Source organism: Brevibacterium sp. LE-L (genome assembly GCF_050214925.1).
Taxonomy (GTDB): Bacteria; Actinomycetota; Actinomycetes; order Actinomycetales; family Brevibacteriaceae; genus Brevibacterium.
The window spans coordinates 345,266-367,638 of the sequence record NZ_CP189759.1; the positions used below are offsets into that span (position 1 = coordinate 345,266).

The following is a 22,373-nucleotide window of genomic DNA, read 5'->3' on the forward strand; positions in this document are numbered from 1 at the left end:
CTCGATATTGGCAATCTGACCACACCCATTTCGCTGGCAGATGGTATGACCCCGCTGGCAGTGTTGCGCCGCCCTACCGGACCGAGCCTCACTCGACGAGGAGGGTGACCACCTCGGCGACGCAGGCGGGACGTTCCTGGTCCTCGATCTCGATCGTGTGGTTGAGGATGACCTGCGTGCCCTTCTGGCCGCGGATGACCTCCTTGACCTCGACCCTGCCGCGCAGGCGCGAGCCGACGACCACGGGCTGGAGGAAGCGGACCTTGTTGAGTCCGTAGTTGACGCGGATGGACACGCCCTCGATCGTGAAGATCTCGGCGGAGAACTTCGGGATGAGCGAGAGGGTGAAGAACCCGTGGACGATGGTCGCACCATAGGGGCCCTCGGCCGCGCGGGCTTCGTCGATGTGGATCCACTGGTGGTCATCGGTGACATCGGCAAAGGTGTTGATGGCGTCCTGGTCCATCGTCGTCCACTCGGAGGCTCCGAGTTCTTGACCGATGAGCGATTCGATCTCGTCGATGCCGTTGATGGTGCGCATTGAAGGTTCTCCTTTGATCCTGGCGACGTTCGATCCCAACGACGCCGATCCTCGCGAATCCGCCTCGCCGAGGCGGGGCCGGCGGCTGACCGCGACCCGACCGAGCGACTGAGCGGACAATCGATTGGAAAGCGTCGTTCCTGGCATCATACGTCTCCGGCCGCTCGCCGCCACCCGGTCGTCCGGACTGTGAGTCGCGGACCGAGCGTTGCGAGGTGAGCGTCGCGCGCTGAGAGTCGCGAGGTGAGCGTCGCGAGGCCGGGAACCGGCACGGGCGCGGGCACGGGTAAGGGCCCCGGCGCGGGTGCGAGCACGGGCACGGGGACGGACCCCAGCACGGGCACGAGCACGGACACGGGCACGGGTAAGGGTCCCGGCACGGGCGCGGACCCCAGCACGGACCCCAGCACGGGTACGGGCACGTTAGATTGGTGGCATGGCCGAAAGCGCACACGATCGTCCCGAAACGCTCACGCATCCCCTCTCACCGAGGTGGCTGGAGCGACCCGACGGCTACCGCCATTTCGAGACCGCGTACTTCGTCGGGCACGGGAAGGACACCTTCGAACGCTGCGCCGAGGAGCTGCTGCATTGGGAGGTCAAGATCCGCAGCGGCTTCGACATCGACATCGGTGAGCGCGAGGCCGGCAGAGCAGGCGTCGGTGAGTGCGGAGACAGTGGGGGAATCGGTGGTGGCTGTGTAGATCGGGCAGGCAACAGCAGAAGTGCGCCGCCGCGGGTCGAGGCAGGACAGGAACCGACGATCCGAGTCCGCTTGGGCCCTTTCCGGCTGCCCGAGCCCTCCCGTGTCCTCGATGTGTTCGAGGCGACCGATCGGTGCGGTTTCACCTACGGCACGAAGCCGGGTCATCCGGTCACCGGGGAGGAGTCCTTCATCCTCGTGCGCACCCCCGATGACAGGGTGTTCCTCGTGCTGCGCTCGGTCTCACGGGCCGGAGCGGGCATCTGGCGCCTCGGCGAACCGTTCGTCAGGTTCGCGCAGGTGATCTATAGGCGCCGCTACGGCAGAGCACTGCTGCGAGGCTGAGCCGGGTGCGCGTCACGGCTGAAGCGCGGGCGCAGGGGCGGGCGTCCCGGCCGGGCCGGGTGGCCCGCTTCCAGGGGTTCGTGCCGCGGGTCAGTTGTCCTTGATCGACTGGCGGGCCGGGGTGTACTCCCAATGCCAGGGCTCGTACATACTCGACTTCGCCCAGTCAGGATTCTCCCAACCGTATTCGTCACCGTGCTCGACGAGCCAGCTCCAGGCGCCGGACTTCGATTCGACTCCGCCGCCGAGGTCGAGGGCGATTCCCCAACCGTGCAGCGATGTCCCCGGCTTCGCAGCCAGCCCCGGCTTCCGGCCGGCCACCGAAAGCTGCCCGGCCATGTCGCGGTAGGAGTCGGTGATCTGGAATTCCTTGCCGGTGTCCTTCTTGTAGGCGGCGTTCATCTTCGCGAAGGAGACCGCGGCATCGGCACGCAGGCGGTGGTCTTCCTTGCCGAGGTCGCACAGCCATTCCTCGGGCAGTTCGCCGTTGCCGGCGGATCGGTTGAAGTTCTGCTTCGCATCGCAGCCGGGCAGAGCGCTCTTCTCGACGGCGCGGGAAGCGGCTTCGACGTTCTTCTGCTTCGCGCTCGGGGCGCCGATCTCGACCGACGACTTCCCCTTCGACTCGGGGATCTCGGCATCGACTTTCTCCGGGCTGACCGCCGCAGGCTCTCCGGCGGCCGTGGGGTCGGTCTTGACCTCGGCACCACCGTTGAGATTGGTGACCAGCATCGTCACCGCAGTGGCGGCTCCGGCGACGGAGACGGCTGCCAGGGTCGAAACCGTCCGCACCTTCCGTCTGCGCACGGACTTGAGCAGGACACCGTCCGAACCGCGATGTTCTGCGGCTCCTGCGCTGACTCGACGAGCGGCAGGAGTCGTGGACGAGCCGAGGCTCGTGTGTGCTGCAGCGGATTCGCGGGCCCTGGCGGCCCGGCGCGGAGAGACGCCGGCAGCCTGAGCCTCTGCGGCCATTGCCGCACGGCGTGAGGGCAGGGGTGCGGAAGACGCACGGTGCTCGGCGGTCGTCGGGGTCGTGGCGGCCGTGTGCGTCGACGCCGCTGCCGTCGAGGTTTCGGTCAGGTCGGCCGGCGCCGAGACGCTGCGAGCGCTGGCGCGTCCGCGTGAGAACCGGGACTTCCGCCGGTGCAGATCGCGTCGACGCAATGGTGCCTCTGCGCTCGAGGGTGACTCTGACATAACTCTCCGTATGTGTCGCTGACTCGTCGAAGGCTGTCGGCCGATCCGACCGCTTCAACACAACATCACAAAAGTGTAACGGTCATGTATAGAAACTGTCATATATTCGTGATGAGTCGCACTCATGGTGATCGAGGCGACTGCGCGAAAATCCGGCAGGAACAGGGCGTCATCCCTGGTGAGCAGCTCAGAAGCGGGGGAGGGCCGCCTCGGCGAGGTTATTCTCCTGTGCTGTCGATGTACTGTCTCAGCGCGCGATCCTGGGCCTCTTCGTCGGGGAAGATCGCTTCGGTGCGGGCGCCGCCGGTGACGGAATCGTTGCTGAAGATCAGCGTGATGCCGAGCAGGCGGGCCTGGCCCTGAGCGATGACGAGGCCGAGGCCCATGCCGCCGCCTCCGGCAGAGACGAAGCGGGTCGGGCCGGTGTTGACGATGTCGGGCGGATAGCCGGGGCCGGAGTCGGTGATGACGATGCTGCGGGTGGAGGTCTCGAGGCGGATCGGGTCGCCGCCGTGCTTGATGGCGTTGACGAGCAGGTTCGAGATGATGCGTTCGAAGCGGCGCACATCGGTGACCAGCGTCGAGTTCAGCGCCGCCAGGTGGGTGTCGATCGTGTGCCCGGCCAGGGCTCCGGAAGCGTCCATCGTGCCGAGCAGGGAGCGGATCGCCTGATCGACGTCGACGCGGGTGAACTCGGGGTTCGCCCGCCCTGCGTCGAGTCGGGAGACCTCGAGGAGATCCTCGACGAGGACCTGCATCCGCTGCACTCGGTCCTTGACCAGTTCGGCCGGGCGGGAGTCCTCCTCGAGCAGGTTCGCGGCATTGACGAGCCCGGTCAGCGGGGTGCGCATCTCGTGCGCGAGGTCGGCGGTGAAGCGCTGTTCGGAGTCGATGCGTTCGGTCAGCCGGGCCACCGCGGTGTCGACGGCCGTGGCGAAGGCCCACACCTCCTGATCGGATTCGTCGATGACATCGGCGATGCGGGTCGAGGTGTCACCGCCGGCGATCTTGCGGGCGGCCTGCGCGCCGAGGGTGAGCCTGCGCGAGATGCGGCCGGCGACGATCGAGCCGACGCCGCCGACGACGAGGGCCGAACCGATCATGCCCACCAACAGCGCCTGGTCGATGCGACCGATGAGCACCTGGCTGTCTTTCGTCGAGGCACGCACGGAGATCACTTCGGTGTAGGAGCCGACCTCGATGGGGGCGGCCGCCCACACGATCTCCTCGCCGTCGACCTCGGACCGGATCGTCACGCTCTGGCCCTTGAGCGCCGAGCTGCGGGCGTCTTTGGGCAGCTGCGGGTCATCGATGCGGGCGTTGAGGGTGAGCACCCCGGTCTCGGAGAAGATGGCCGTCGCATTCGTCAGCTGCTCGGTCACGGTCGAGCGCATCCGGTCGTCCTCGGCGCGGGCCGCAGACTGGCGGAGCACGATCGAACAGGACAGGACGGCGATGATCACCGAGGCGACGATGAGCAGAGAGATTTTCCAGCGCAGCGACATGCGATCAGCCTGCGAAGCGGTAGCCGAATCCGCGAACGGTTTCGATCATGCTCGCCCCGATCTTCTTCCTCAGCCGCTGGATGTGGACGTCGACGACGCGGGAATCGCCGGCCCATTCGTAGCCCCACACTGTGAACGCGATCTTCTCGCGGGAGTAGACGTGTTCGGGCTGTTCGGTCAGCAGCAGGAGGACGCGCAGCTCGGTGGGAGTGAGGTGGACCTCCTCGCCGTCGATCTCCACGGTCAGGCGGCCGGTGTCGAGGACGAGGGAGCCCAGCCGGGTCCGGAACGGGCCCAGCCCGTCGTCACCGGTCGATCCGGGCTGCACGGACGGAGCGTCGCTGGGCCGCGGAGGAACCCCGGCGTCACCGCCGATGGCCTCTGCGTCCTCAGCCGCCTCGGGGGCGGTGGTGAATTTCCCGCCGGCGCCGAGGTAGGTGTCATCGGATTCGAGCTGCGCCCGCAGCCGATCCCGGGTGTCCATTCCGGGGCTGGCGCCGAGGACCTCGGGGATGCCGTCGCCGGTGACCATGCCGCCGGGACCGATCACGGTCTCCTCGGGTTCGTCCGCCTCGGGGGAGGGGGAGTAGCCGAACCGGTCTGTGCCGGTGGTGATGAAACGGCGCACGACGGCGCGGATCCGAGCGTTGAGGACCTGCATGTCGAAGGGTTTGGTGAGGTAGTCATCGGCTCCGGCTTCGAGGGCCTGGACGATGTCGATGGCATCGGAGCGGGCGGAGATGATGATGATCGGGATCGTCGAGCGCTCACGCACGGCGCGGCAGATGGAGGCGCCGTTCATCGTCGGCAGCATGAGGTCGAGGAGGAGGACGTCGGCACCGTGAGCGGAGACGAATTCGTACCCCTCGCGGCCGTCGGCAAACGCCGAGACCGTGTAATCGAAGCGTTCGAGCCCGATCTGGGTCGTTTCCCGGATGACCTCGTCATCCTCGACCAGAACTATATGCATTACGTTTCTCCATTAAGCCGCGTGAAGCGTTGACCTGGTTCAAACCTACCGTCGTGCAGGCGGAACACCTGCACCGACCAGCCTGACGGGCAGCAGGCGTCGTCCCCGTCTGCGAACATCGCCTCCTGCACCACCAGTGTCCCATTCTTGCCGGGACTGAGTTTGAGCTGATTTCCGGTGGCGATGAGTTCGAGCCGGGGTTTGCCGTTGTGTTTGCTGATGACCGCGCCCGCGATGAGCTCGTCGCGCTGCTGAGGGTTCGCCACCGTCACCACCTGGAACTTCTGATCGTCGCGGTGGAACGGAGTGGAGAACTTCAAGCACTCCTCGCAGTCGGCGACGACCTTCGCCGTCTCGGCGGCGCTGCCGGTGACCGCGACTCCCGAGGCGTCGACGATGGTCTTGCGGATCGTCTTGAGGGAGAACGGTTTGTTCGGCGGTCCGGCATCGGCGCTGTCGGGGGCGAAGAGGGACGGGGAGGGATTGCCCTCGGGTGAGACCTTGAGGCCGCGGTCGGGCCCGCATGCGGTGAGGGTGACCGCCATGACTGCGACGAGCATGATGGCGGCGAAGGCGCGAAGGGCGGTGCGGGGGCGCGGGGTGACGGCGATGTTCGGGGCGCCGGAGGAGTTCGTGTGGGGGATGTCCGGGGCGTGGGGGATGTCAGGGGTGCCGGTGACGCTCGATGTGCCGGTGTGCGCGCAGAACTCGAGACCAGGCCGGGCCTGGCCGGAGTGAAATGGGCGCAACGCCTCCCCGGAGGCGTGTCTGGAGGGGACGGACACATGCCTATTTTTGCCTGTTCTGAACTCGTAGTCCACCTGATCGTCTGGACAGGCGAGTCGGACCCGGCCGGGATGACCAGCGGTGGGACTGCTCTCGCACGGTTCAAGGTGTCTTGAAGCAACCTCGGTGAGGGTGGGAAGGGCGGTCGCGGTCCACCGCCCCGGGGCGGGAGCGGAGTGAGGGCGAGAGGGTGCCGCTCCGGGGCGGGAGCGGAGTGAGGGCGAGAAGTCGCGTGGGGATGACCTCGGTTCCGGGTGGGGTCGACTCTCAGGTCGGGCGGGTAGAATAGAGGGCATGGCGCCAACGAACACCCCGAAGAAGAAGTCCACAGGCGGCAAGCCGACGAGCACCGTGTCGTATAAGGACGCGATCAAGGTCGGCGTCGTCTGCGGGATTGCGACTCTGATCCTCGCGATCATCGTCACCCGATCCTGGCAGGACCCTCGTGCCTTCGGCTACGCATTCATCTACGCCGGTGCCGCATTCGTGGTGGTCGCCGGCTTCGCGAGCTACCTCAACTGGGTGATGCGCAAGGACACGCAGAACCAGAATCAGTCCTACCCGGTCCTCAAGTAGGACTCCTCAACTCGACGTCAGACAGGTCGGTCGGTGTTGGAAGCTTCACGGCTTCGACACCGACCGACCTGTCTGCATGTGTCGGGCGACTGAGCCGACGGCGTGTGCCGGACGACTGACCAGCCTGCGTGTGTCGGGCGACTGCGGCGGGAGCATCCCTCACCGTTAGCGGCTTGTCCTACGGTTGCTCCCGACTCGAACCGTCAGCGCCTCAACCACCCGGTGCTGCAGGAGGTTGTGACGCTGACGGTGACTGATGCCGCCTGAGGCCTGCGTCCGGCCACTCGCCACCCGGTGCGGTAGGAGGTTGTGACGCTAATGGTGACTGATGCCGCCTGCCCAGCCACCCGCTGCCCGCCTCGCCGCCCGGCCACCTGCCGCACAGCCCCTCGGGGTCACTTAAAGCGGAGGAGGCGGAGACTGTTGAGGACGACGAACACTGACGAGAACGCCATCGCGGCACCGGCAATCATCGGATCGAGCAGACCGAGGGCCGCGATCGGGATCGCCGCCGTATTGTAGGCGAAGGCCCAGAACAGGTTGCCCTTGATGAGTCCCAAGGTTCTGCGCGAGAGCCGGATCGCCTGCGGGATCTGGCGCGGATCGGATTTGACCATCGTGATGTCCGAAGCCGCCATGGCGGCATCCGTGCCCGAGCCCATCGCGATGCCGAGGTCGGCCCCGGCCAGAGCCGCGGCATCGTTGATCCCGTCGCCGACCATCGCCACGGCTCGGCCCCGTTCCTGGAGTTCGGCGACCACAGCGACCTTGCCTTCGGGGCGGACGTCGGCGCGCACCTGGTCGATCCCGAGGGACTCGGCGACCACCTGGGCGGCCTGCTCGTTGTCACCGGTGAGCAGCACGGCGTCGAGACCGAGCGAGTGCAGCTCGGCGATGGCCTCGGCGGCCGAGGGCTTGGCCACGTCGGAGACGAAGCTCAGGCCCCGGAAGTCACCGTCGATGGCGAGCGCGACGATCGTGGCTCCGCGCGGGACGGACTCGGCCGAGTAGTCGAGGCTGATGCCGTGCTCGCGGAGCAGCCCCGGGCGACCGGCGAGGACATCGGAGCCGTCGATCGTGGCCCGCAGGCCGCCGCCGGGAATGTTCTCGAAGTCCGTGACCGCACCACCGGATGTGACTGCACCACCGGATGTGACCGTGCTACCGGATGCGGCTGCCGCACCGGGCGTGGCTGCCGCATCGGACGTGACCGGATCATCGGACGCGACTGCCGCGCTCGCCGAGGCGGCCGCATCCGTCGCGCTGTATGTTTCCGTCCCGCCGGACGCCTCCGTGCCGGCAGCTTCGGATGAGGCCCCGACGGCCTCGGATGAGACATCAACGGCCTCGGGTGAGGCCCCGACGACCTCAGGTGAGGCAGCGACGATGGCACGCGCAATCGGATGCTCGCTGCGCGATTCCAGTCGCGCGAGGACCTCGAAGTCCGCCGGCGACAGGTCGGTTCCGACCAGACTCATCACGCCGGTGGTCAGGGTTCCGGTCTTGTCGAGGACGACCGTATCGATCCCGCGCGTGGACTCGAGCGCTTCGGGGCCGGAGACGAGGATGCCCAACTGCGACCCGCGCCCGGAGGACACGGCCAACGCGGTCGGGGTGGCCAGGCCCAGGGCGCAGGGACAGGCGATGATGAGGACGGTGAGCCCGGCGTGCAGGCCCGCGGCCCAATCGCCGGTGGTCAGTCCCCAGGTGAGTAGGGTGAGCACGGCGATGCCGAAGACGATCGGCACGAACACCGCTGAGATCCGATCCGCCAGACGCTGCACGGCCGGTTTGCCGGTCTGCGCGCGGCTGACGAGGTCGGCCATGGCTGCCAGGGTCGTGTCCGAACCGACTCGCGTGGCCCGCACCTCGAGTACCCCCGAGGTGTTGATCGTGGCTCCGGTGACGCTGTCGCCGGGCGCGACCTCGACCGGTACGGATTCGCCGCTGAGCATCGCCTCGTCGATGGCTGAATGTCCGGCGAGGACCTCACCGTCGGTGGCGATCTTCTCGCCGGGACGGGCGAGGAACACATCGCCGACGGCGAGTTCGTCGATCGGCACCTGTTCCTCGGTGCGGGTGCCGCCCGTCCTCTCGCGCAGCACCGTCGCCGACTTTGCGCCGAGGTCGAGCAGGGCCTTCAGCGCGGCGGTGGCCCGGGACTTCGCCCGATCCTCGGTGAGCTTGCCGATGAGCAGGAACACCGTGATCGCCGCGGCGGCTTCGAACCACACATGGTATTCGCCGGGCACATTCCAGCCGTGGCCGTCGGCCACCGCCCGCCCGAGCGTGAAATAGGAGTACAGGCTGGCCACGGTGATGCCGACGCTGACGAGGGTGTCCATCGTCGTCGACCCTCCGCGGGCGGCCTTGAACGCCGCCGAGTGGAACGGCCACGCACCCCACGTGACCACCGGCAGGGCCAGCAGACCGGCCACCCACTGCCAACCGGCGAAGTGCCAGCTCATGACCATCGAGATCGCCACGATCGGTGCGGCCAGGACGAGCGAGCCGAAGAATCGCGGCCGCAGGTGCCGCGGGTCGTAATCGACGATCTCGGGACCGGACCCGCCCGACGGGGAGCGCACCGTGGCACCGTATCCGGCCTTTTCGACGGCGGCGGTGATGTCGTCGTCGCGCAGCTCGGATTCGATGATCACGTGCGCGGTCTCCAGCGGCAGGTTGACCTCCGCGGTGACCCCGTCGAGGCGGGTGAGCTTCTTCTCGATGCGGGCCGAACAGGATGCGCAGGTCATCCCCGTGATGTCGAGATCGACCTCGCGTGACATCACTTCACCTCGTAGCCGGCCTCATCGACGGCGGCACGGATCGCCGCATCGTCGAGGGCATCCGCCGAGGTGATCGTGACCGGGGAATCGCCCCCGGCGTTGAGTTCGATGGAGACGTCGCTCACGCCCGCAAGGGCCCCGAGCTCTTCCTTGACAGCGGCTTCGCAGTGTCCGCAGGTCATGCCCGAGACGGTGATGTTCGTGGTCGTCATCTTTTCTCCTATCAGCGGTGAATGGTGCCCGAAGCCTGCAGCTTTCGGCGTCGTCCGGCTCCCGAGGAGCGGACGCGGCCCAGAGGCTCAGCTCTTGATGAGTCGGGCGATTGCGGCTGATGCCTCCTCGACCTTCTTCCGCGCGGCTTCGTCGTCGCCGGATGAGGCGGCGTCGACCACGCAGTGAGCGATGTGCTCTTCGAGGAGGTTGATGGAGACCGCGTGCAGCGCGGCTGTCGCGGCGGAGACCTGGGTGAGGATGTCGATGCAGTACTTGTCGTCATCGATCATCTTCCCGATGCCGCGGACCTGTCCTTCGATCCGCTTCATCCTCCGCGCGAGAGCGTCCTTCTGCGGGGTGTATCCATGGTGCTCAGTCATGCTCACACCGTATACCCCTATAGGGTATAAATCAACGGCACCCCTCGCCGAAGCGGCCCCGCCGTCCCACCCCGCCCCGTGCCGGCCGGGTGGGCGGAGTCCTACAATCGAAGACATGCGAGTTGCCAGACTGTTCCGTTTCCCCGTCAAGGGATTCCCCGCCGAAGAGCTCACCGAAGCCCGTGTGGTCAAGGGACACGGAATCCGCGGCGACCGCGTCACCGCGTTCACCAACGGCAGCCTCGACGTTCCCGATGACGCCTGGCACTCCTATTCCGCCTTCACGGTGCTCAAGAACGACCCCGAACTGCAGAAGTGGGGCGTGAGTGCCACCCTCGCCGAGGAGGCTGCCGGCGATTCCGCGAACGCCGATGACTCCGAGGGCGGCGGTCGCGCGGAAGAATCCGCGACCGTGACGCTGACGTCGCCGGCCGGGGAGGCGACGACGTTCGCCACGGACGACGCGGACAGCCGAGCCGCCTCGGCGGAATTCCTCTCGAAGCGCATACCCCCTCAGGGTACATTTCCGCGGTCTCTGGCGGTCGCGGAACAGGGGATGTTCGACTCGCAGAAGTCGGGGATCTCGATCATCAATCCGGCCTCGGTGGAGGCGATCTCCGCGACCGAGGAGGGAATCGAGGGCCTCGACCTCGATCCGCTGCGCTTCCGCGGCAACGTCCTCGTCGAGGGCCTCGCCCCGTTCGAGGAGTTCGCGCTCATCGGCTCGATCGTCCGCCTCGGCGGGGTGCGACTGGCGATCCGCTCGTCGATCGAACGGTGCCCGGCGACGACGGTCAACCCCGTGACGAAGGCCGTCGACGTCAACGTCCCGCGGCTGCTCAACTCCGCGTGCGGTCACCTGCACTGCGGCGTCTACGGCGAGATCCTCAACACCGGCGATGTCGCGGTCGGCGATGAGATCGTCGTCGAGGGCCGGGCCCCGCGCGAACTCGTCAAGACCGCCCGCACCCCGCGATTCATGACGGTGGTCGGCAAGCAGCAGATCTGCAATGACATCGTCGAGGTCTCCCTGCGCGATGATCTCGGCTGGATCCGCGAATTCGACGAACCGGGCATGAACCTGCGCGTCCACCTCGAACTCGGTGCGCCGTTCTGGCGCACGTACACGATCACCGACGTCGTCGACGACATCGTGCGCATCGCCGTGCGCACCCAGGGGCGGGGATCCCGCGCGGTCGCCGCCCTCGAAGACGGGGAGCGCATCCTCACCTCCGGTCCGCACGGAACCATGACCGCCTCCCGCGTCTTCGGAGGGACGACGGCCCTGGTCACCGCCGGAATCGGGATCACCCCGAGCCTCGGACTGCTGCGCGGTGAGGGGCACGGCGAACTGCCCGAGACCGACCGGATCAAACTCTTCCACATCGACCGCGACCACCGCACCGCGTGCCTGTGGAACCGACTGCAGGACCGCGCCACCGGCGGTCGGATCCCCGTCGAAGCCCACCATCGCGACACCGCGACCGCCGGACGACCGAGCCACCGCGAACTCGTCGACTGGGTGGCCGGATGCGACAACGTCATGGTCTGCGGGCCCCGCGACTTCACCGCCGCCGTGCTCGCGGCAAGCGACGAAGCGGGAGTCCCCGCCGTCCACCAGGAGACCTTCGCCTCCCCGAACACGGGCATGAGCGAGACCATCGCCGCCTGCCCGCCCGCCGAGGTGACGCTGGAGAATTCCGGCACGAGCTTCATGTGGCAACCGCAGGAGGGCACCCTGCTCGAATCCCTGGAAGCCCGCGGGTTCCAATCCGCGAGCTCCTGCCGCGGTGGATCCTGCGGAACCTGCGCGGTGTCCCTGACCGCCGGTTCCGTGCTCTACCCCATCGAACCGGTCGCCCAGGTCGACACCGACGAAGTGCTCGTGTGCTCCGCGATCCCGGCCGGACCGATCAGCCTCCGCCTCTGAGCCCGAACTCGGACGGCCGCCTCGGCGAGGCGGTTCCGCCTTCTTCGCCCCACCGGACGGCGGTGAGACGGGTGGCACAATGGTTTCCATGCCCAGAAAGAAGCGCTCCGTCCTGACGACGGCCACCACCGGACCGGTGGGCCGTCTGAGTCGGTGGGTCCGCCTTTCCGCGGCCGGACGGATCATGTTCGCGAACTCGATCATGCTCGTGGGCATCATGGTGCTCACGACGAGTCTGCTCTACCTCCAGCTCTCCCAGCTGAACACGAAGCGCGAACAGGACCTGCTGCGCTCGGCCGCCGACAACATGTCGCTGTCGCTCGGGCTCGTCGGCACCGGTGAGGCCGGCAGCGACGACTTCCTCGACGCGGAGTCCCGCGCCGATGTCGAGACGATGCTCGGCAACGTCATCAGCCAATACGGGTTCGACATCGCCGCCGTCGTGCCCATCGACTTCCTCCTCACCCCGCCGACCCTGGGCTCTCCTGACCGACAGCAGGCGCTGGAGAAGAAGGCCGCCTCGGCGAATTCCGGCACGATCCCCGAGGACTCGATCGATCAGCTGGCCCAATCCGTCGACGAGGAGTCTCTCGAGAAGGGGCGGACGACTGTGCGCTTCATCGACGACGGCGGGCCCGGCGACGGCACCATGTACGTCGTCACCCCGGTCTATGCCGAACACCTCGGCGCCGACGGCGTGGGACCGGACACCGTGGTCGGGGCTGTGATCGTCGGCAGCTCCGCCGACTCGGTCCGCGAAGGCTTCCTCGCGCAGGGCAAATGGCTCATCGGCATCGCGGTGCTCACTCTGCTCCTGGGCATCGGCTCGTCATGGGTGACCTCCCGCGGGCTGCGCCGGGTCACCGGCGACTACGGAGCCGACGAACTGCGCAGCATGCTCGACTTCTACTCCTCCGTACTCAAAGCGGTCTCCGAGGGCCTGCTCCTCGTCGACCGGCTGCGGGGGATCGTGCTCATCAACGCCGAAGCCCGCGAGCTGCTCGGCCTGCCGGCGGCCGCAGACGATGCCGACCCGGCCCGCGCCTCGACGGAGGAGATGCCCTTGAACGGCGTCGACCTGCCCGAGGCCCTGCATGACCTGCTCGCTTCCGGCCGCTGGGCCCGCGACGAGATCCACTACACCGATGACCGGGTGCTCGTGGTCAATCAGCAGCCCACCGAGGCGGCCAGCGACACCTGGGTCGTGACCATGCGCGACCACACGGAGCTGGCCGAACTCTCCGGCGAACTCGTCTCCGTGCGCTCATTCTCCGATTCCCTGCGGGCCCAGACCCACGAATACGCGAACCGGCTGCACATGGTCGTGTCCCTGCTCGAGACCGGGCACGTCGACGAGGCCATCGACTTCGCCGCCAAAGACCTCGACGACCTCAACCGCGTCAACGGAGACGGGTCGATGACCTTCGACCACCCCGTCCTGTCCGCCCTGCTGCTGTCGAAGATCGCCCAAGCCGCCGAGGTGGGGATCGAGATGACGGTGGACACCGCGGGTCTCACGGGCCGCCTCAGCGGGGACGACCGGGATCTCGCGACGATCCTCGGCAACCTCATCGACAATGCCTTCGACGCGCTGGGCAGGCAGGACGTGCTGCCCGAGGACAAGCGAGTCCACGTCGAACTGTCCGGCTCGGGTGGATCCGGAGGGTTCACGATCGAGGTCAGCGACGATGGTCCCGGCATCGACGAGGAGCACCTCGATGCGATCTTCGAACGCGGATGGTCGACGAAGCACGACGGCGTCGAGACCGACCAGGGGCAGGGACGTCAGCAGACGGGCACCCGCGGAGTCGGGCTCTCGCTGGTCGTGCAGGCGATCCGCCGCCTCGGGGGAGCCGTGGACGTGCAGGGCCGGGGTGAGGACTGCGACCGATTCAAGGGCGCCGTGCTCACGGTGTGGCTGCCGGACCGCCTCGGCGCCGTGGCCGCGGCGGGGGCCGCAGCGGACGCAGGCACTCATCCTGACCGGGAGTGAGCCCGAGCCTGTGGCCGTCATGGAACAGCGATGTGCCCGGACTGCAACACGATCGGGGTCGCTGTCAAACGGCTGAAGCTAGACTGACAGCATGTCGGATACAACTGCCCCAGGGTCGAGCATCGGTGTGCTCGTCGTCGAGGACGAGGTGGTCGCCGCCCGTGCCCACGCGAAGTACGTCGACCGCCTCGACGGCTATCACGTTGCGGGGGTGGCGAAGAACGCCACCCAGGCGATGGCCGCTCTGACCGGACAGATCTGCGGTCTCGACCCCGCCGGCATCCACCTCGTACTCCTCGATATGAACCTGCCCGACGGCCACGGGCTCCAGGTCTGCCGAGCCATCCGCGGCCAACGTGTCGACGTGGACATCATCGCCGTCACCGCCGCCAGGGACATGCAGATCGTGCAGGAGGCCCTGTCCTACGGGGTCGCCCAGTACATCATCAAGCCCTTCACGTTCCCCGTCTTCAAATCCAAACTCGAGGCGTACTCCTCATTCCGCAACCGCCTCGGCGGTGATTCGAATGACGGCGAAGTCACGCAGACCGAGGTCGACAAGGCGATCTCGGCACTGCGCACCCACACCGTGGCCGCGACCGCGAAGGGCGTGCCCGATGCGGTGCAGGACGAAGTCCGCGTCCTGCTGAATGAGAATCCCGGACAGTCCGCCGCCGAGGTGGCCGAAGGCCTCGGAGTCTCGCGTGTCACCGCTCGCCGCTACCTCGAATCCATGGCCGACGCGGGCATGCTCGAACGTCGTCCCCGCTACGGGGCGACCGGCCGCCCCGTCCTCGAATACACCGTCGTTTTCGACGCCACCTGACCGCACCGTCGCGGCGGGCGAGGGGATCAGCCGACCGCGACGCTTCGGGGTCCGGCGATGGACATCGCGAACACCTCGGTGGAGGATGGTTCCATGTCGAAGAAGTCGCAGGTCTGGTTGGCCACCGTCCTTGTCCTCATCCTGCTTCTCGGTGCTGGTGCCTTCGCGATCTTCCGACTCCCCATGCTCAAGTCCACCGCGGCGCAGGCCGCCGCCCACGATCTCGCCGAGGGGCAGCTGACCTCGGACATCTGGCATGAGAAGGACCTCGCTCAGGGCCTGTTCGACCGGGTCACGAAATCCTTGGGCAAGCGGGTCGATCTGCGCTCGGTCACCGTCGAGGACATCACCGAATCCGAGGGCCGGACCGTGGCGAGACTCGACTGGACTTGGGCGAACCTCGACGGTGAGGCCTGGAAGTACAGTTCCGAACTGCCGCTGGAGAAGAAGGGCCTCTTCTGGTGGGCGGGCCTCACCGAGAAGTCCATCCACCCGAAACTCGCTCGTGGCGGCAGCTTCGCACTGCGCGCGAACCCGGGCAGACGAGGAAAGATCCTCGGCGCCGACGACGCAGTGCTCATGGAGGAAGGGAAGGTCGTCGATATCGGCCTCCACCCGAACCGCTTGGAGCCCGACACCCTCGGCAGACTCGTCGACGCGCTCAACAAGGACGTCGACTCCCTCGACCTCGACGTCGGGGACCTCGAAGACGCGGTCGACGAGGCGGAGGGCAACCGACTCGTCCCCGTCGTGACCCTGCGCGAAGACGACTACGCACGGGTCAAGGACGCCATCCACGACCTGCCGGGGGTCCTCTTCTCCGAAGACAGTCAGACGCTCACGCGAAGCCGCGGATTCGCACAGGCCACCCTCGGCTCGGCCGGGCCCGCCAGCGCCGAAGACATCAAGAGCTCCGACGGTGAGGTCATCGCCGGAGACATCGTCGGACGCACCGGTCTGCAGAAGACCTTCAACACCCGACTCAGCGGCCCCGGCAGCGTCGAAGTCTTCGCCAAAGGCGATGCGACCGATGACAAAGGCGGCACGACGAAGCTGACGAGCCTGCACGCCTTCGAGCAGAAGGACGGCGAGGACGTCGAAACCACCCTCGACGTGAAGACCCAGAACGCCGCAGACAAGGCAGCCGCCACGGGGAAGAAGCCGACCGCCGTCGTCGTCATCCGGCCCAGCGACGGCCACGTGCTGGCCGTGGCCAACCACGATCCGAAGGGTGCGGCCTGGGACCGGGCGCTGAGCGGACAATACGCTCCCGGCTCGGTGTTCAAGATCGCCTCGGGACTCGCGCTCCTCGAATCCGGAGTGAAACCGGAGGACAGGATCGACTGCCCGCAGACCGTGACGGTCGGCGGAAAGAAGTTCAAGAACGCCGAGGATGAGGTCCTCGGGAAGGTCACCTTCGCCGAGGATTTCGCCCACTCCTGCAACACCGCCTTCGTGTCCTCGGGAGAGAAGGTCAGTGGCGATGACGTGGCGGACGCGGCCGCCCAGCTCGGCATGACGCCCGGGGTCGGGACGGAGGAAAGCGGCTCCGGCAAGGACGCAGACGACTTCAGGAAGAACACAGCCGGTGCGGGAGCCCTGGGCATCGGCGCGAAGATGGCCTCGGTGCCGGCCGACGGCGACGAGGTCACGCACGCCGCGCAGATGATCGGCCAGGGCAAGGTTCAGGCGAGCCCGCTGGCAGTGGCGACGATGGCCGCCTCGGTGACGGCCGGCGAGACTGTGGCCCCGCAGCTCATCGGCGGCGATGCCCGCGATGATGCGAACGCGGACGACGAGGGCACAGATGGTGCCGCCGAGGACGCTCCCACACTCGATGGGGACGCGGCGAAGGAGCTCTCGGACATGATGCGCGAAGCTGTCACCGACGGCACCGCCACCGCGCTCAAGGACGTTCCCGGCGATCCCGTTCACGGCAAGACCGGCACCGCCGAATACGGTGACGAGACCCCGCCGCGCACACACTCGTGGTTCGCCGGATTCCAAGGGGACCTGGCCGTGGCGGTCCTCGTCGAGGACGGCGGATTCGGCGCCGAGGCGGCCGTGCCCGTCGCGCACGAATTCTTCGACCGCATCAACTGAGTTTGCACCGACCGAGCTCTACCGGGCCAGCTTGGGCCGAAACATAGGTCGCAATCGGACAACCGGGCAAAAACATAGGTCGCAATCGGACATTTTCTGACGACAGAAATGTCCGATTGCGACCTGGATTTGGGGAAGTGTCCGATCGCGACCACATCTGGCCGAGCGCGGCGGCGAAGAGTGCTCCGAAGTCGCAGCGGCGAGGCGCGGGTCGCTTCGCCGCCGGTGGTGCTGCTCCCCCGGCTGCCGCTACTTCATGCGCAGGGCCCGCATCGCCGTGAGCGCACCGGTCATCGCCTTCGCGAACGTCCTCTGATCCACGGGGCCGGCCGGGGCGATCGGGTGCAGCCGCTGTTCGGCGATCGTGTGCGTGTGCATGAACTGGTGGATGCCTTCGGCTCCATGCCGGTGGCCCAGCCCCGAGGCTCTGACCCCGCCGGCCGGGGCGTCGACGGACCCCCAGCTGGCCGGGTAGACCTCGTTGACGTTGATCATTCCCGCTTGGAGCTGCCGGGCGTACTCGCGTCCGTGGGAGCGGGAGTACAAGGCGGCCGAGAGTCCGTATTCGCTGTCATTGGCCGCCGTGACCGCCTCGGCGTCGGAGGAGACCGGGTAGACGGCGACGACGGGACCGAAAGTCTCCTCACGATGCAGATCCGCCTCGGGGGGAACATCGGTGAGCACGGTCGGGGCGTAGAAGTACGGTCCGCGTTCGGGCACCGCGTGGCCGCCGGCGATGACCGCGGCACCGACGCTGCGCGCCTGCTCGACGTGGGCGCTGACCCGCTCGAACTGCTTCGGCCCGGCCAGGGACCCCATTCCCGGGCCGTACTCGAAGTCGGCGCTCAAGGTCACGGCACGGGCCGCCTCGGCGAAGTGGGCGCAGAAGGCGGGGTAGAGGTCCTTGTGGACGTAGATGCGTTCGATCGAGATGCACAGCTGCCCGGCCGAGGAGAACGACCCGCGCACGGCCCCCTCGACGGCCTTCGGCAGGTCGGCATCCGAGAGCACGACCAGGGGGTTCTTGCCGCCGAGCTCGAGCGCGGTCGGCAGCAGACGGCGTCCCGCTTCGGAGGCAATCGACCGTCCCGCGGCCGTCGAACCGGTGAATGACAGGCCGTCGGCGCCGCTGAGCAGCGCGGGTCCGACCGCGTCGACGGTGCCGGGCACGAGCTGCCACACCTCGGGAGGCAGTCCGGCTGCGATCGCCAGGCGACGCATGAAGATCGCGGTCAGGGTGGTCGTCGAGTCGGGTTTGTGGACGACGGCGTTGCCGGCGGTCAGGGCCGCGAACAGGTCGGTCGCCCCCAAGGTCAGCGGGTAGTTCCACGGCGTGATGAACCCGATCACGCCCAGCGGTGTGCGCGTGACCTCGGTGCGGGTGAGGCCGGGAATCGCCCCGCGCCGACGTTCGGGGCGCAGGTAGCGGGCAGCCATCACCCCGTAGTGGCGCAGCACATTGAAGGTGTCGAGAACCTCGTCATAAGCGTGGATGCGAGCCTTGCCGGTCTCGAACTGGACGATGTCGAGCAGCAGATCCTCGTGCCGACGCAGCGAGGCATGCAGGCGCGTGAGCACCTTCGACCGGTGTTCGACGGATTGGGCGGCCCAGGCGGAGGCGGCGATGCGGGCGGTGGTGTAGGCGGCTTCGACATCGGCGGCGGTGTTCCGGGCGAACCGGTCGACGACCTCACCCGTGAACGGCTCGACGCCGCGCTCGCGCTCACCCGACCCCGAGGCTTCGGCGTACGGATCGGTGTCGAGGAACTCACGCAGAGCCGCTGTGACGTGGTCAGATGCGGCTTGGTTGGAGATTGTGACGGCGGTTTCTGATCTCATCGGCTGCCTTCTCATGTGACGTGGGTCATCTGCGGGATACAATACCGGTCATGGTATCGAGTGATCTTCGGCGTGCGCTGAACGGAACCGGAGCCCCCACTGCAGTGATCGACCTCGACGCCTTCGACGCGAACCTCGACGCCTTGGCCGAGCGTGCTCGCGGGCTGCCGATCCGGGTCGCCACGAAATCGCTGCGGGTGCCGGCGGCCATCGATCGGGCTCTGGCCCATCCCGCCTGCGCCGGGGTGCTCTCCTACTCCGTGCCCGAGGCGCTCATCCTCCACTCCCGCGGCGTCCGCGACATCGTCATCGGCTATCCGAGTCTCGACCGTCCGGCGCTGGCCCGGATGTTCGCCGAGGCGGGAGCGCTGGACCAGATCACCGTGATGATCGACTCCGTGACCCACCTCGACATCATCGACGAGGTGAGGCGATCCGTCGCCGAGGCGGCCGTCGCCTCGGTGCGGGTGTGCATCGACGTCGACTCCTCCTTCCGTCCGGCCGAGGCCTGGTTGGGCGACCGGATCCATATCGGGGCCAGGCGATCACCGGTCCGCGATGTCGACACCACCGTGACCCTGGCCCGGCAGGTCGCCGCTCGACCGGGGTTCGAGCTCGTCGGGCTGATGTTCTACGAAGGGCAGATCGCCGGCACCGCCGACGCCGGACGCTCGGCCAGACAGGTCGTCGTCCGCGCCATGCAGAAGGCTTCGATCGCCGAACTCGCCGAGCGCCGGGCGGCCGTCATCGCCGCCGTGCGGGAAATCGCCGACCTCGAATTCGTCAACGGAGGCGGCACCGGTTCCTTCGAATCGAGTGCCGTCGAGGGCACGCTGACCGATCTTGCCGCCGGCTCCGGACTCTTCTCCCCGGGACTCTTCGACGGCTACACGCACTTCCGGCACCGTCCCGCCGCCTTCTTCGTCACCCCCGTCGTGCGCAGGCCCGCGCCCGGCTGGGTGACGGTGTTCAAGGGCGGCTTCATCGCCTCCGGCGTGCCCGGGCCCGACCGTCTGCCGACCATCGCCTGGCCGCCCGGGCTCGAATACTCGAGTCTCGAAGGTCCCGGCGAGGTGCAGACACCGCTGACCGGACCCGGTGCCGAGGATGTGGGCATCGGCGACCTCGTCTGGTTCCGTCATGCGAAGGCGGGAGAACTGGCCGAACATTTCAACGAATTCACCGTCGTCTCCCACGGCCGGATCACCGACAGATGGGCGACGTACAGGGGAGAGGGGCTGGTGCTGTGAGCGCAGCGAAGATCGTCCGCGGTCGACAGACGGGACGGGCCCCGACGCGGGGCTCGGGTCGGGGCCGGCAGCCGTTCCGGAACTGGTCCGGGCATGTCCACGCTCATCCGCACACCTACTCGAGTCCCGCCTCGGCGGACGAACTCTCCGGAATCGTCGCCTCCGCGGCCGCAGAGGGGGAGCGGCTGCGCGTCGTCGGGGCCGGACATTCCTTCACTCCCGTCGCCGCGGGCAACGATGTCATGGTCAACCTCGATGCGCTGTCCGGGATCGTCGCCGTCGACGAATCCCGCAGGCGGGTGCGCTTCGGGGCGGGAACCCGGCTGCGGGACATCCCCGCCCTGCTCGAACCCTTCGGCCTGGCGCTGGAGAACCAGGGCGACGTCAACCCGCAGTCCCTGGCCGGGGCGATCTCGACGAGCACCCACGGCACCGGACTCGGATTCACCGGATTCGCCGGCACCGTCACGGGGCTGAGCCTCATGGGGCCCGACGGGCGGGTCCGGGAGCTCTCCGCCGACGCCGAACCGGAGACCTTCGACCTCGCCCGGGTCAGCCTCGGCGTGCTCGGAGTCATCACCGAGATCGAACTCCGCTGCGTGCCCGCCTTCGACCTCATCGCCGAGGAGAAGGTCGCGGGATTCGACGAACTCCTCGACGGGCTCGAGGAGCGGATGCGCGGTGCCGACCACTTCGAGTTCTACTGGTTCCCGCATACCGAAACGGTGCTGACGAAGACGAACACCCGTGTCGCCCCGGGGATGGCCGGGACCGGGAATCTCGCCGAGGCGGGGGTGCGCAACCGTTGGGCGACCCTCCTCGACAAGGAGATCGTCGAGAACGGGGCCCTGCGCCTGGCTGTCGAGCTCGGGGCAAAGGTGCCGGGTATGGTGCCCTCGATCAACCGCATCGCCCAGTCCGTGGTCGCGGATCGGATGTACCGGGCACCGGGCTATGACGTGTTCGTCACTCCGCGCCGAGTGAGATTCAATGAGATGGAGTATGCGCTGCCCTTCGCCGCCGGCACCGAGGCGATCCGGGAGATCCGAGAGACGATCGAGTCCAAGGGGTGGCAGATCTCGTTCCCCCTCGAGGTCCGGTGCGCGGCCGCCGATGATGTGCCGCTGTCGACGGCGACGGGACGCGAGTCGATGTACATCGCCGTCCACCGGTTCATCAAAGAGGACTTCGCCGAATACTTCCGGGTCGTCGAACAGATCCTGTGCCGCCACGGGGGACGACCGCACTGGGGCAAGATCCACACGCGCACAACCGCTGATCTGCGCGGACTCTACCCGCGGTTCGATGACTTCTGCGAGCTGCGCGCTCGCCTCGACCCGCAGACGATGTTCGGCAACCGCTTCACCGACTCGCTGTTCGGGCTCGACGCCCGGTGAAGATTCGGGTGCGGTGACGTCTGAAGCGCGGTGACGTCGGGCGGGATGGGGTGGTCCATCGAGCGGTCGGCCGAGTCGCAGGAAGCGGAGCGTGCCGTGTTCGAGCCGTCAGTGCGGACCGCTGGCCGCCGTTTCGAGCCAGTCGAGGATCTCCGGCCAGGCCGCCTGACCGAGTGACCGGCGGAGGAGGCCGTGATGGCCGATGCGCTCGACGCCGAGCTCGGTCGGGGTGAAGGTGCGGCGAGTCACCGGTGCCAGTCGCAGACGATCGACGAGTTCATCGATCTGCACGGGATCGGCCCACGGGTCATCGGAGGCACCGACCGCGAACACAGGCGTGGCCAACCGGGCCACGCGCGCCCCGGCCCCCAGCGTCGGGTCGTCGAAGAAGTACTCGGGCAGACGCAGCCACCGCGTCCACTCGAACAGCGCGGCCTGGGGAATGTCCTCGCCGAGGCCGAGCGCCCTGCCGGGCATGTACCCGAGCACCCGGGTGGCCAGGGTGCCGAGACCGCCGAGACCGAGTCCCACGCGCAGCCGCTCGCTGCGCGACACGATGTCCCGTGTCGATGCCCGGTGTGAGGCGACGGTGACGATGCCGGCCAGCGTCTCACCGCCGTAGCCCTGGACGAGGGCATGCCCGCCGATGCTGTGGCCCATCGCGACATGGGGCAGATCGGGGAAAGCGGTCGCCGCCCACTGTGCCGCGGCGGGCATGTCCTCGGCCATCCAGTCGCGCATGCGCACCCGCCGGTGCGCCCGAGCCTCGGCTCGGTCGCCGACTCCGCGCAGACCATAGGTGAGCACGATGAATCCCCGGGCGGCGGCCGCCTCGGCGAAGGAGAAGTAGAAGCGTTCGGGGGTCGCGGTGGCGGGATGGATCGTCAGCACCGCCAGCGGTGTCCCAGCGGGGTGGAGGACGTGGCCGTCGATCTCGCTCGGGCCGTATCGGCTCGGCACTGGGATGCGCAGCTGTTCGTGGAGGGGAGTGTCCATAGGAGTCAGCGTAATCAGCAGAACACCGATT

The 22,373-nt window shown here is 67.9% G+C and carries 18 protein-coding genes; 8 read left to right on the top strand and 10 right to left on the bottom strand.

Features of this window, described 5'->3' with window-relative positions; genetic code table 11:
- Nucleotides 1-88: 88 nt before the first annotated feature.
- Nucleotides 89-541 carry a MaoC family dehydratase gene (locus ACQE2J_RS01530; protein WP_135537836.1) on the bottom strand — a complete coding sequence of 151 codons (453 nt, stop codon included), beginning with the start codon at nt 539-541 and terminating at the stop codon, nt 89-91.
- Between the two features lie 436 nt (nt 542-977).
- Between ACQE2J_RS01530 and ACQE2J_RS01535 the strand changes: the two genes are divergently transcribed.
- The gene (locus ACQE2J_RS01535; protein ID WP_135541717.1) at nt 978-1,589 is read left to right on the top strand and encodes a DUF1990 family protein; all 612 of its coding nucleotides are present in this window, start codon (nt 978-980) and stop codon (nt 1,587-1,589) included.
- Between the two features lie 90 nt (nt 1,590-1,679).
- Here the strand turns inward: ACQE2J_RS01535 and ACQE2J_RS01540 are convergent, their stop codons facing one another.
- The 4 genes from ACQE2J_RS01540 to ACQE2J_RS01555 all read right to left on the bottom strand — a co-directional run bounded on the left by ACQE2J_RS01540 (nt 1,680) and on the right by ACQE2J_RS01555 (nt 6,049).
- Entirely contained in the window at nt 1,680-2,789 is a 1,110-nt protein-coding gene (locus ACQE2J_RS01540) for a M15 family metallopeptidase (protein ID WP_135541715.1), read from the bottom strand.
- A 218-nt stretch (nt 2,790-3,007) separates the two neighbouring features.
- The gene (locus tag ACQE2J_RS01545) at nt 3,008-4,294 is read right to left on the bottom strand and encodes a sensor histidine kinase (protein WP_135541713.1); all 1,287 of its coding nucleotides are present in this window, start codon (nt 4,292-4,294) and stop codon (nt 3,008-3,010) included.
- Between the two features lie 4 nt (nt 4,295-4,298).
- Nucleotides 4,299-5,264 (bottom strand): response regulator transcription factor, encoded by a 966-nt coding sequence (locus tag ACQE2J_RS01550; protein WP_135541711.1) that lies wholly within the window; start codon nt 5,262-5,264, stop codon nt 4,299-4,301.
- Nucleotides 5,264-6,049: a hypothetical protein gene (locus ACQE2J_RS01555; RefSeq protein ID WP_240690019.1), complete on the bottom strand. Its 786-nt coding sequence runs from the start codon at nt 6,047-6,049 to the stop codon at nt 5,264-5,266. Before ACQE2J_RS01555 ends, ACQE2J_RS01550 begins: the two co-directional genes overlap by 1 nt.
- Nucleotides 6,050-6,344: 295 nt before the next feature.
- On the opposite strand from ACQE2J_RS01555, the gene ACQE2J_RS01560 reads away from it, so the two are divergent.
- On the top strand, nt 6,345-6,626 hold the full coding sequence (locus ACQE2J_RS01560) for a hypothetical protein (protein WP_135541709.1): 282 nt from the start codon (nt 6,345-6,347) through the stop codon (nt 6,624-6,626).
- Between the two features lie 395 nt (nt 6,627-7,021).
- Here ACQE2J_RS01560 and ACQE2J_RS01565 read toward each other — a convergent pair whose 3' ends face one another.
- The 3 genes from ACQE2J_RS01565 to ACQE2J_RS01575 all read right to left on the bottom strand — a co-directional run bounded on the left by ACQE2J_RS01565 (nt 7,022) and on the right by ACQE2J_RS01575 (nt 10,008).
- Nucleotides 7,022-9,415 carry a heavy metal translocating P-type ATPase gene (locus ACQE2J_RS01565; RefSeq protein WP_426936936.1) on the bottom strand — a complete coding sequence of 798 codons (2,394 nt, stop codon included), beginning with the start codon at nt 9,413-9,415 and terminating at the stop codon, nt 7,022-7,024.
- Complete coding sequence (locus tag ACQE2J_RS01570; protein WP_135541705.1) at nt 9,415-9,627, bottom strand: heavy-metal-associated domain-containing protein; 213 nt, start codon at nt 9,625-9,627, stop codon at nt 9,415-9,417. Before ACQE2J_RS01570 ends, ACQE2J_RS01565 begins: the two co-directional genes overlap by 1 nt.
- Nucleotides 9,628-9,714: 87 nt before the next feature.
- The gene (locus ACQE2J_RS01575; RefSeq protein WP_135541704.1) at nt 9,715-10,008 is read right to left on the bottom strand and encodes a metal-sensitive transcriptional regulator; all 294 of its coding nucleotides are present in this window, start codon (nt 10,006-10,008) and stop codon (nt 9,715-9,717) included.
- A 115-nt stretch (nt 10,009-10,123) separates the two neighbouring features.
- Here ACQE2J_RS01575 and ACQE2J_RS01580 point away from each other — a divergent pair, with 115 nt between their 5' ends.
- The 4 genes from ACQE2J_RS01580 (at nt 10,124) to ACQE2J_RS01595 (ending at nt 16,860) form a co-directional block, all read left to right on the top strand.
- A complete protein-coding gene (locus ACQE2J_RS01580) occupies nt 10,124-11,938 on the top strand; it encodes an MOSC domain-containing protein (protein ID WP_426936937.1) in 1,815 nt (604 codons plus the stop codon).
- Nucleotides 11,939-12,026: 88 nt separating this feature from the next.
- Nucleotides 12,027-13,931, top strand: a complete 1,905-nt coding sequence (locus tag ACQE2J_RS01585; protein WP_135541700.1) for a sensor histidine kinase — start codon at nt 12,027-12,029, stop codon at nt 13,929-13,931.
- 91 nt (nt 13,932-14,022) lie between these two features.
- Nucleotides 14,023-14,757 (top strand): response regulator, encoded by a 735-nt coding sequence (locus ACQE2J_RS01590; RefSeq protein ID WP_426936938.1) that lies wholly within the window; start codon nt 14,023-14,025, stop codon nt 14,755-14,757.
- Nucleotides 14,758-14,850: 93 nt separating this feature from the next.
- Nucleotides 14,851-16,860 carry a penicillin-binding transpeptidase domain-containing protein gene (locus tag ACQE2J_RS01595; RefSeq protein WP_426936939.1) on the top strand — a complete coding sequence of 670 codons (2,010 nt, stop codon included), beginning with the start codon at nt 14,851-14,853 and terminating at the stop codon, nt 16,858-16,860.
- 249 nt (nt 16,861-17,109) lie between these two features.
- On the opposite strand, the gene ACQE2J_RS01600 is transcribed toward ACQE2J_RS01595, so the two are convergent.
- The gene (locus ACQE2J_RS01600; protein WP_426936940.1) at nt 17,110-18,699 is read right to left on the bottom strand and encodes a succinic semialdehyde dehydrogenase; all 1,590 of its coding nucleotides are present in this window, start codon (nt 18,697-18,699) and stop codon (nt 17,110-17,112) included.
- A gap of 50 nt (nt 18,700-18,749) precedes the next feature.
- On the opposite strand from ACQE2J_RS01600, the gene ACQE2J_RS01605 reads away from it, so the two are divergent.
- Together ACQE2J_RS01605 and ACQE2J_RS01610 are read left to right on the top strand one after the other, a co-directional pair.
- Entirely contained in the window at nt 18,750-19,949 is a 1,200-nt protein-coding gene (locus ACQE2J_RS01605) for an amino acid deaminase/aldolase (RefSeq protein ID WP_426936941.1), read from the top strand.
- The gene (locus ACQE2J_RS01610; RefSeq protein WP_426936942.1) at nt 19,946-21,346 is read left to right on the top strand and encodes a D-arabinono-1,4-lactone oxidase; all 1,401 of its coding nucleotides are present in this window, start codon (nt 19,946-19,948) and stop codon (nt 21,344-21,346) included. The genes ACQE2J_RS01605 and ACQE2J_RS01610 overlap by 4 nt, the downstream gene beginning before the upstream one ends.
- A gap of 108 nt (nt 21,347-21,454) precedes the next feature.
- On the opposite strand, the gene ACQE2J_RS01615 is transcribed toward ACQE2J_RS01610, so the two are convergent.
- Nucleotides 21,455-22,342: an alpha/beta hydrolase family protein gene (locus ACQE2J_RS01615; protein WP_426936943.1), complete on the bottom strand. Its 888-nt coding sequence runs from the start codon at nt 22,340-22,342 to the stop codon at nt 21,455-21,457.
- Nucleotides 22,343-22,373: the final 31 nt, after the last annotated feature.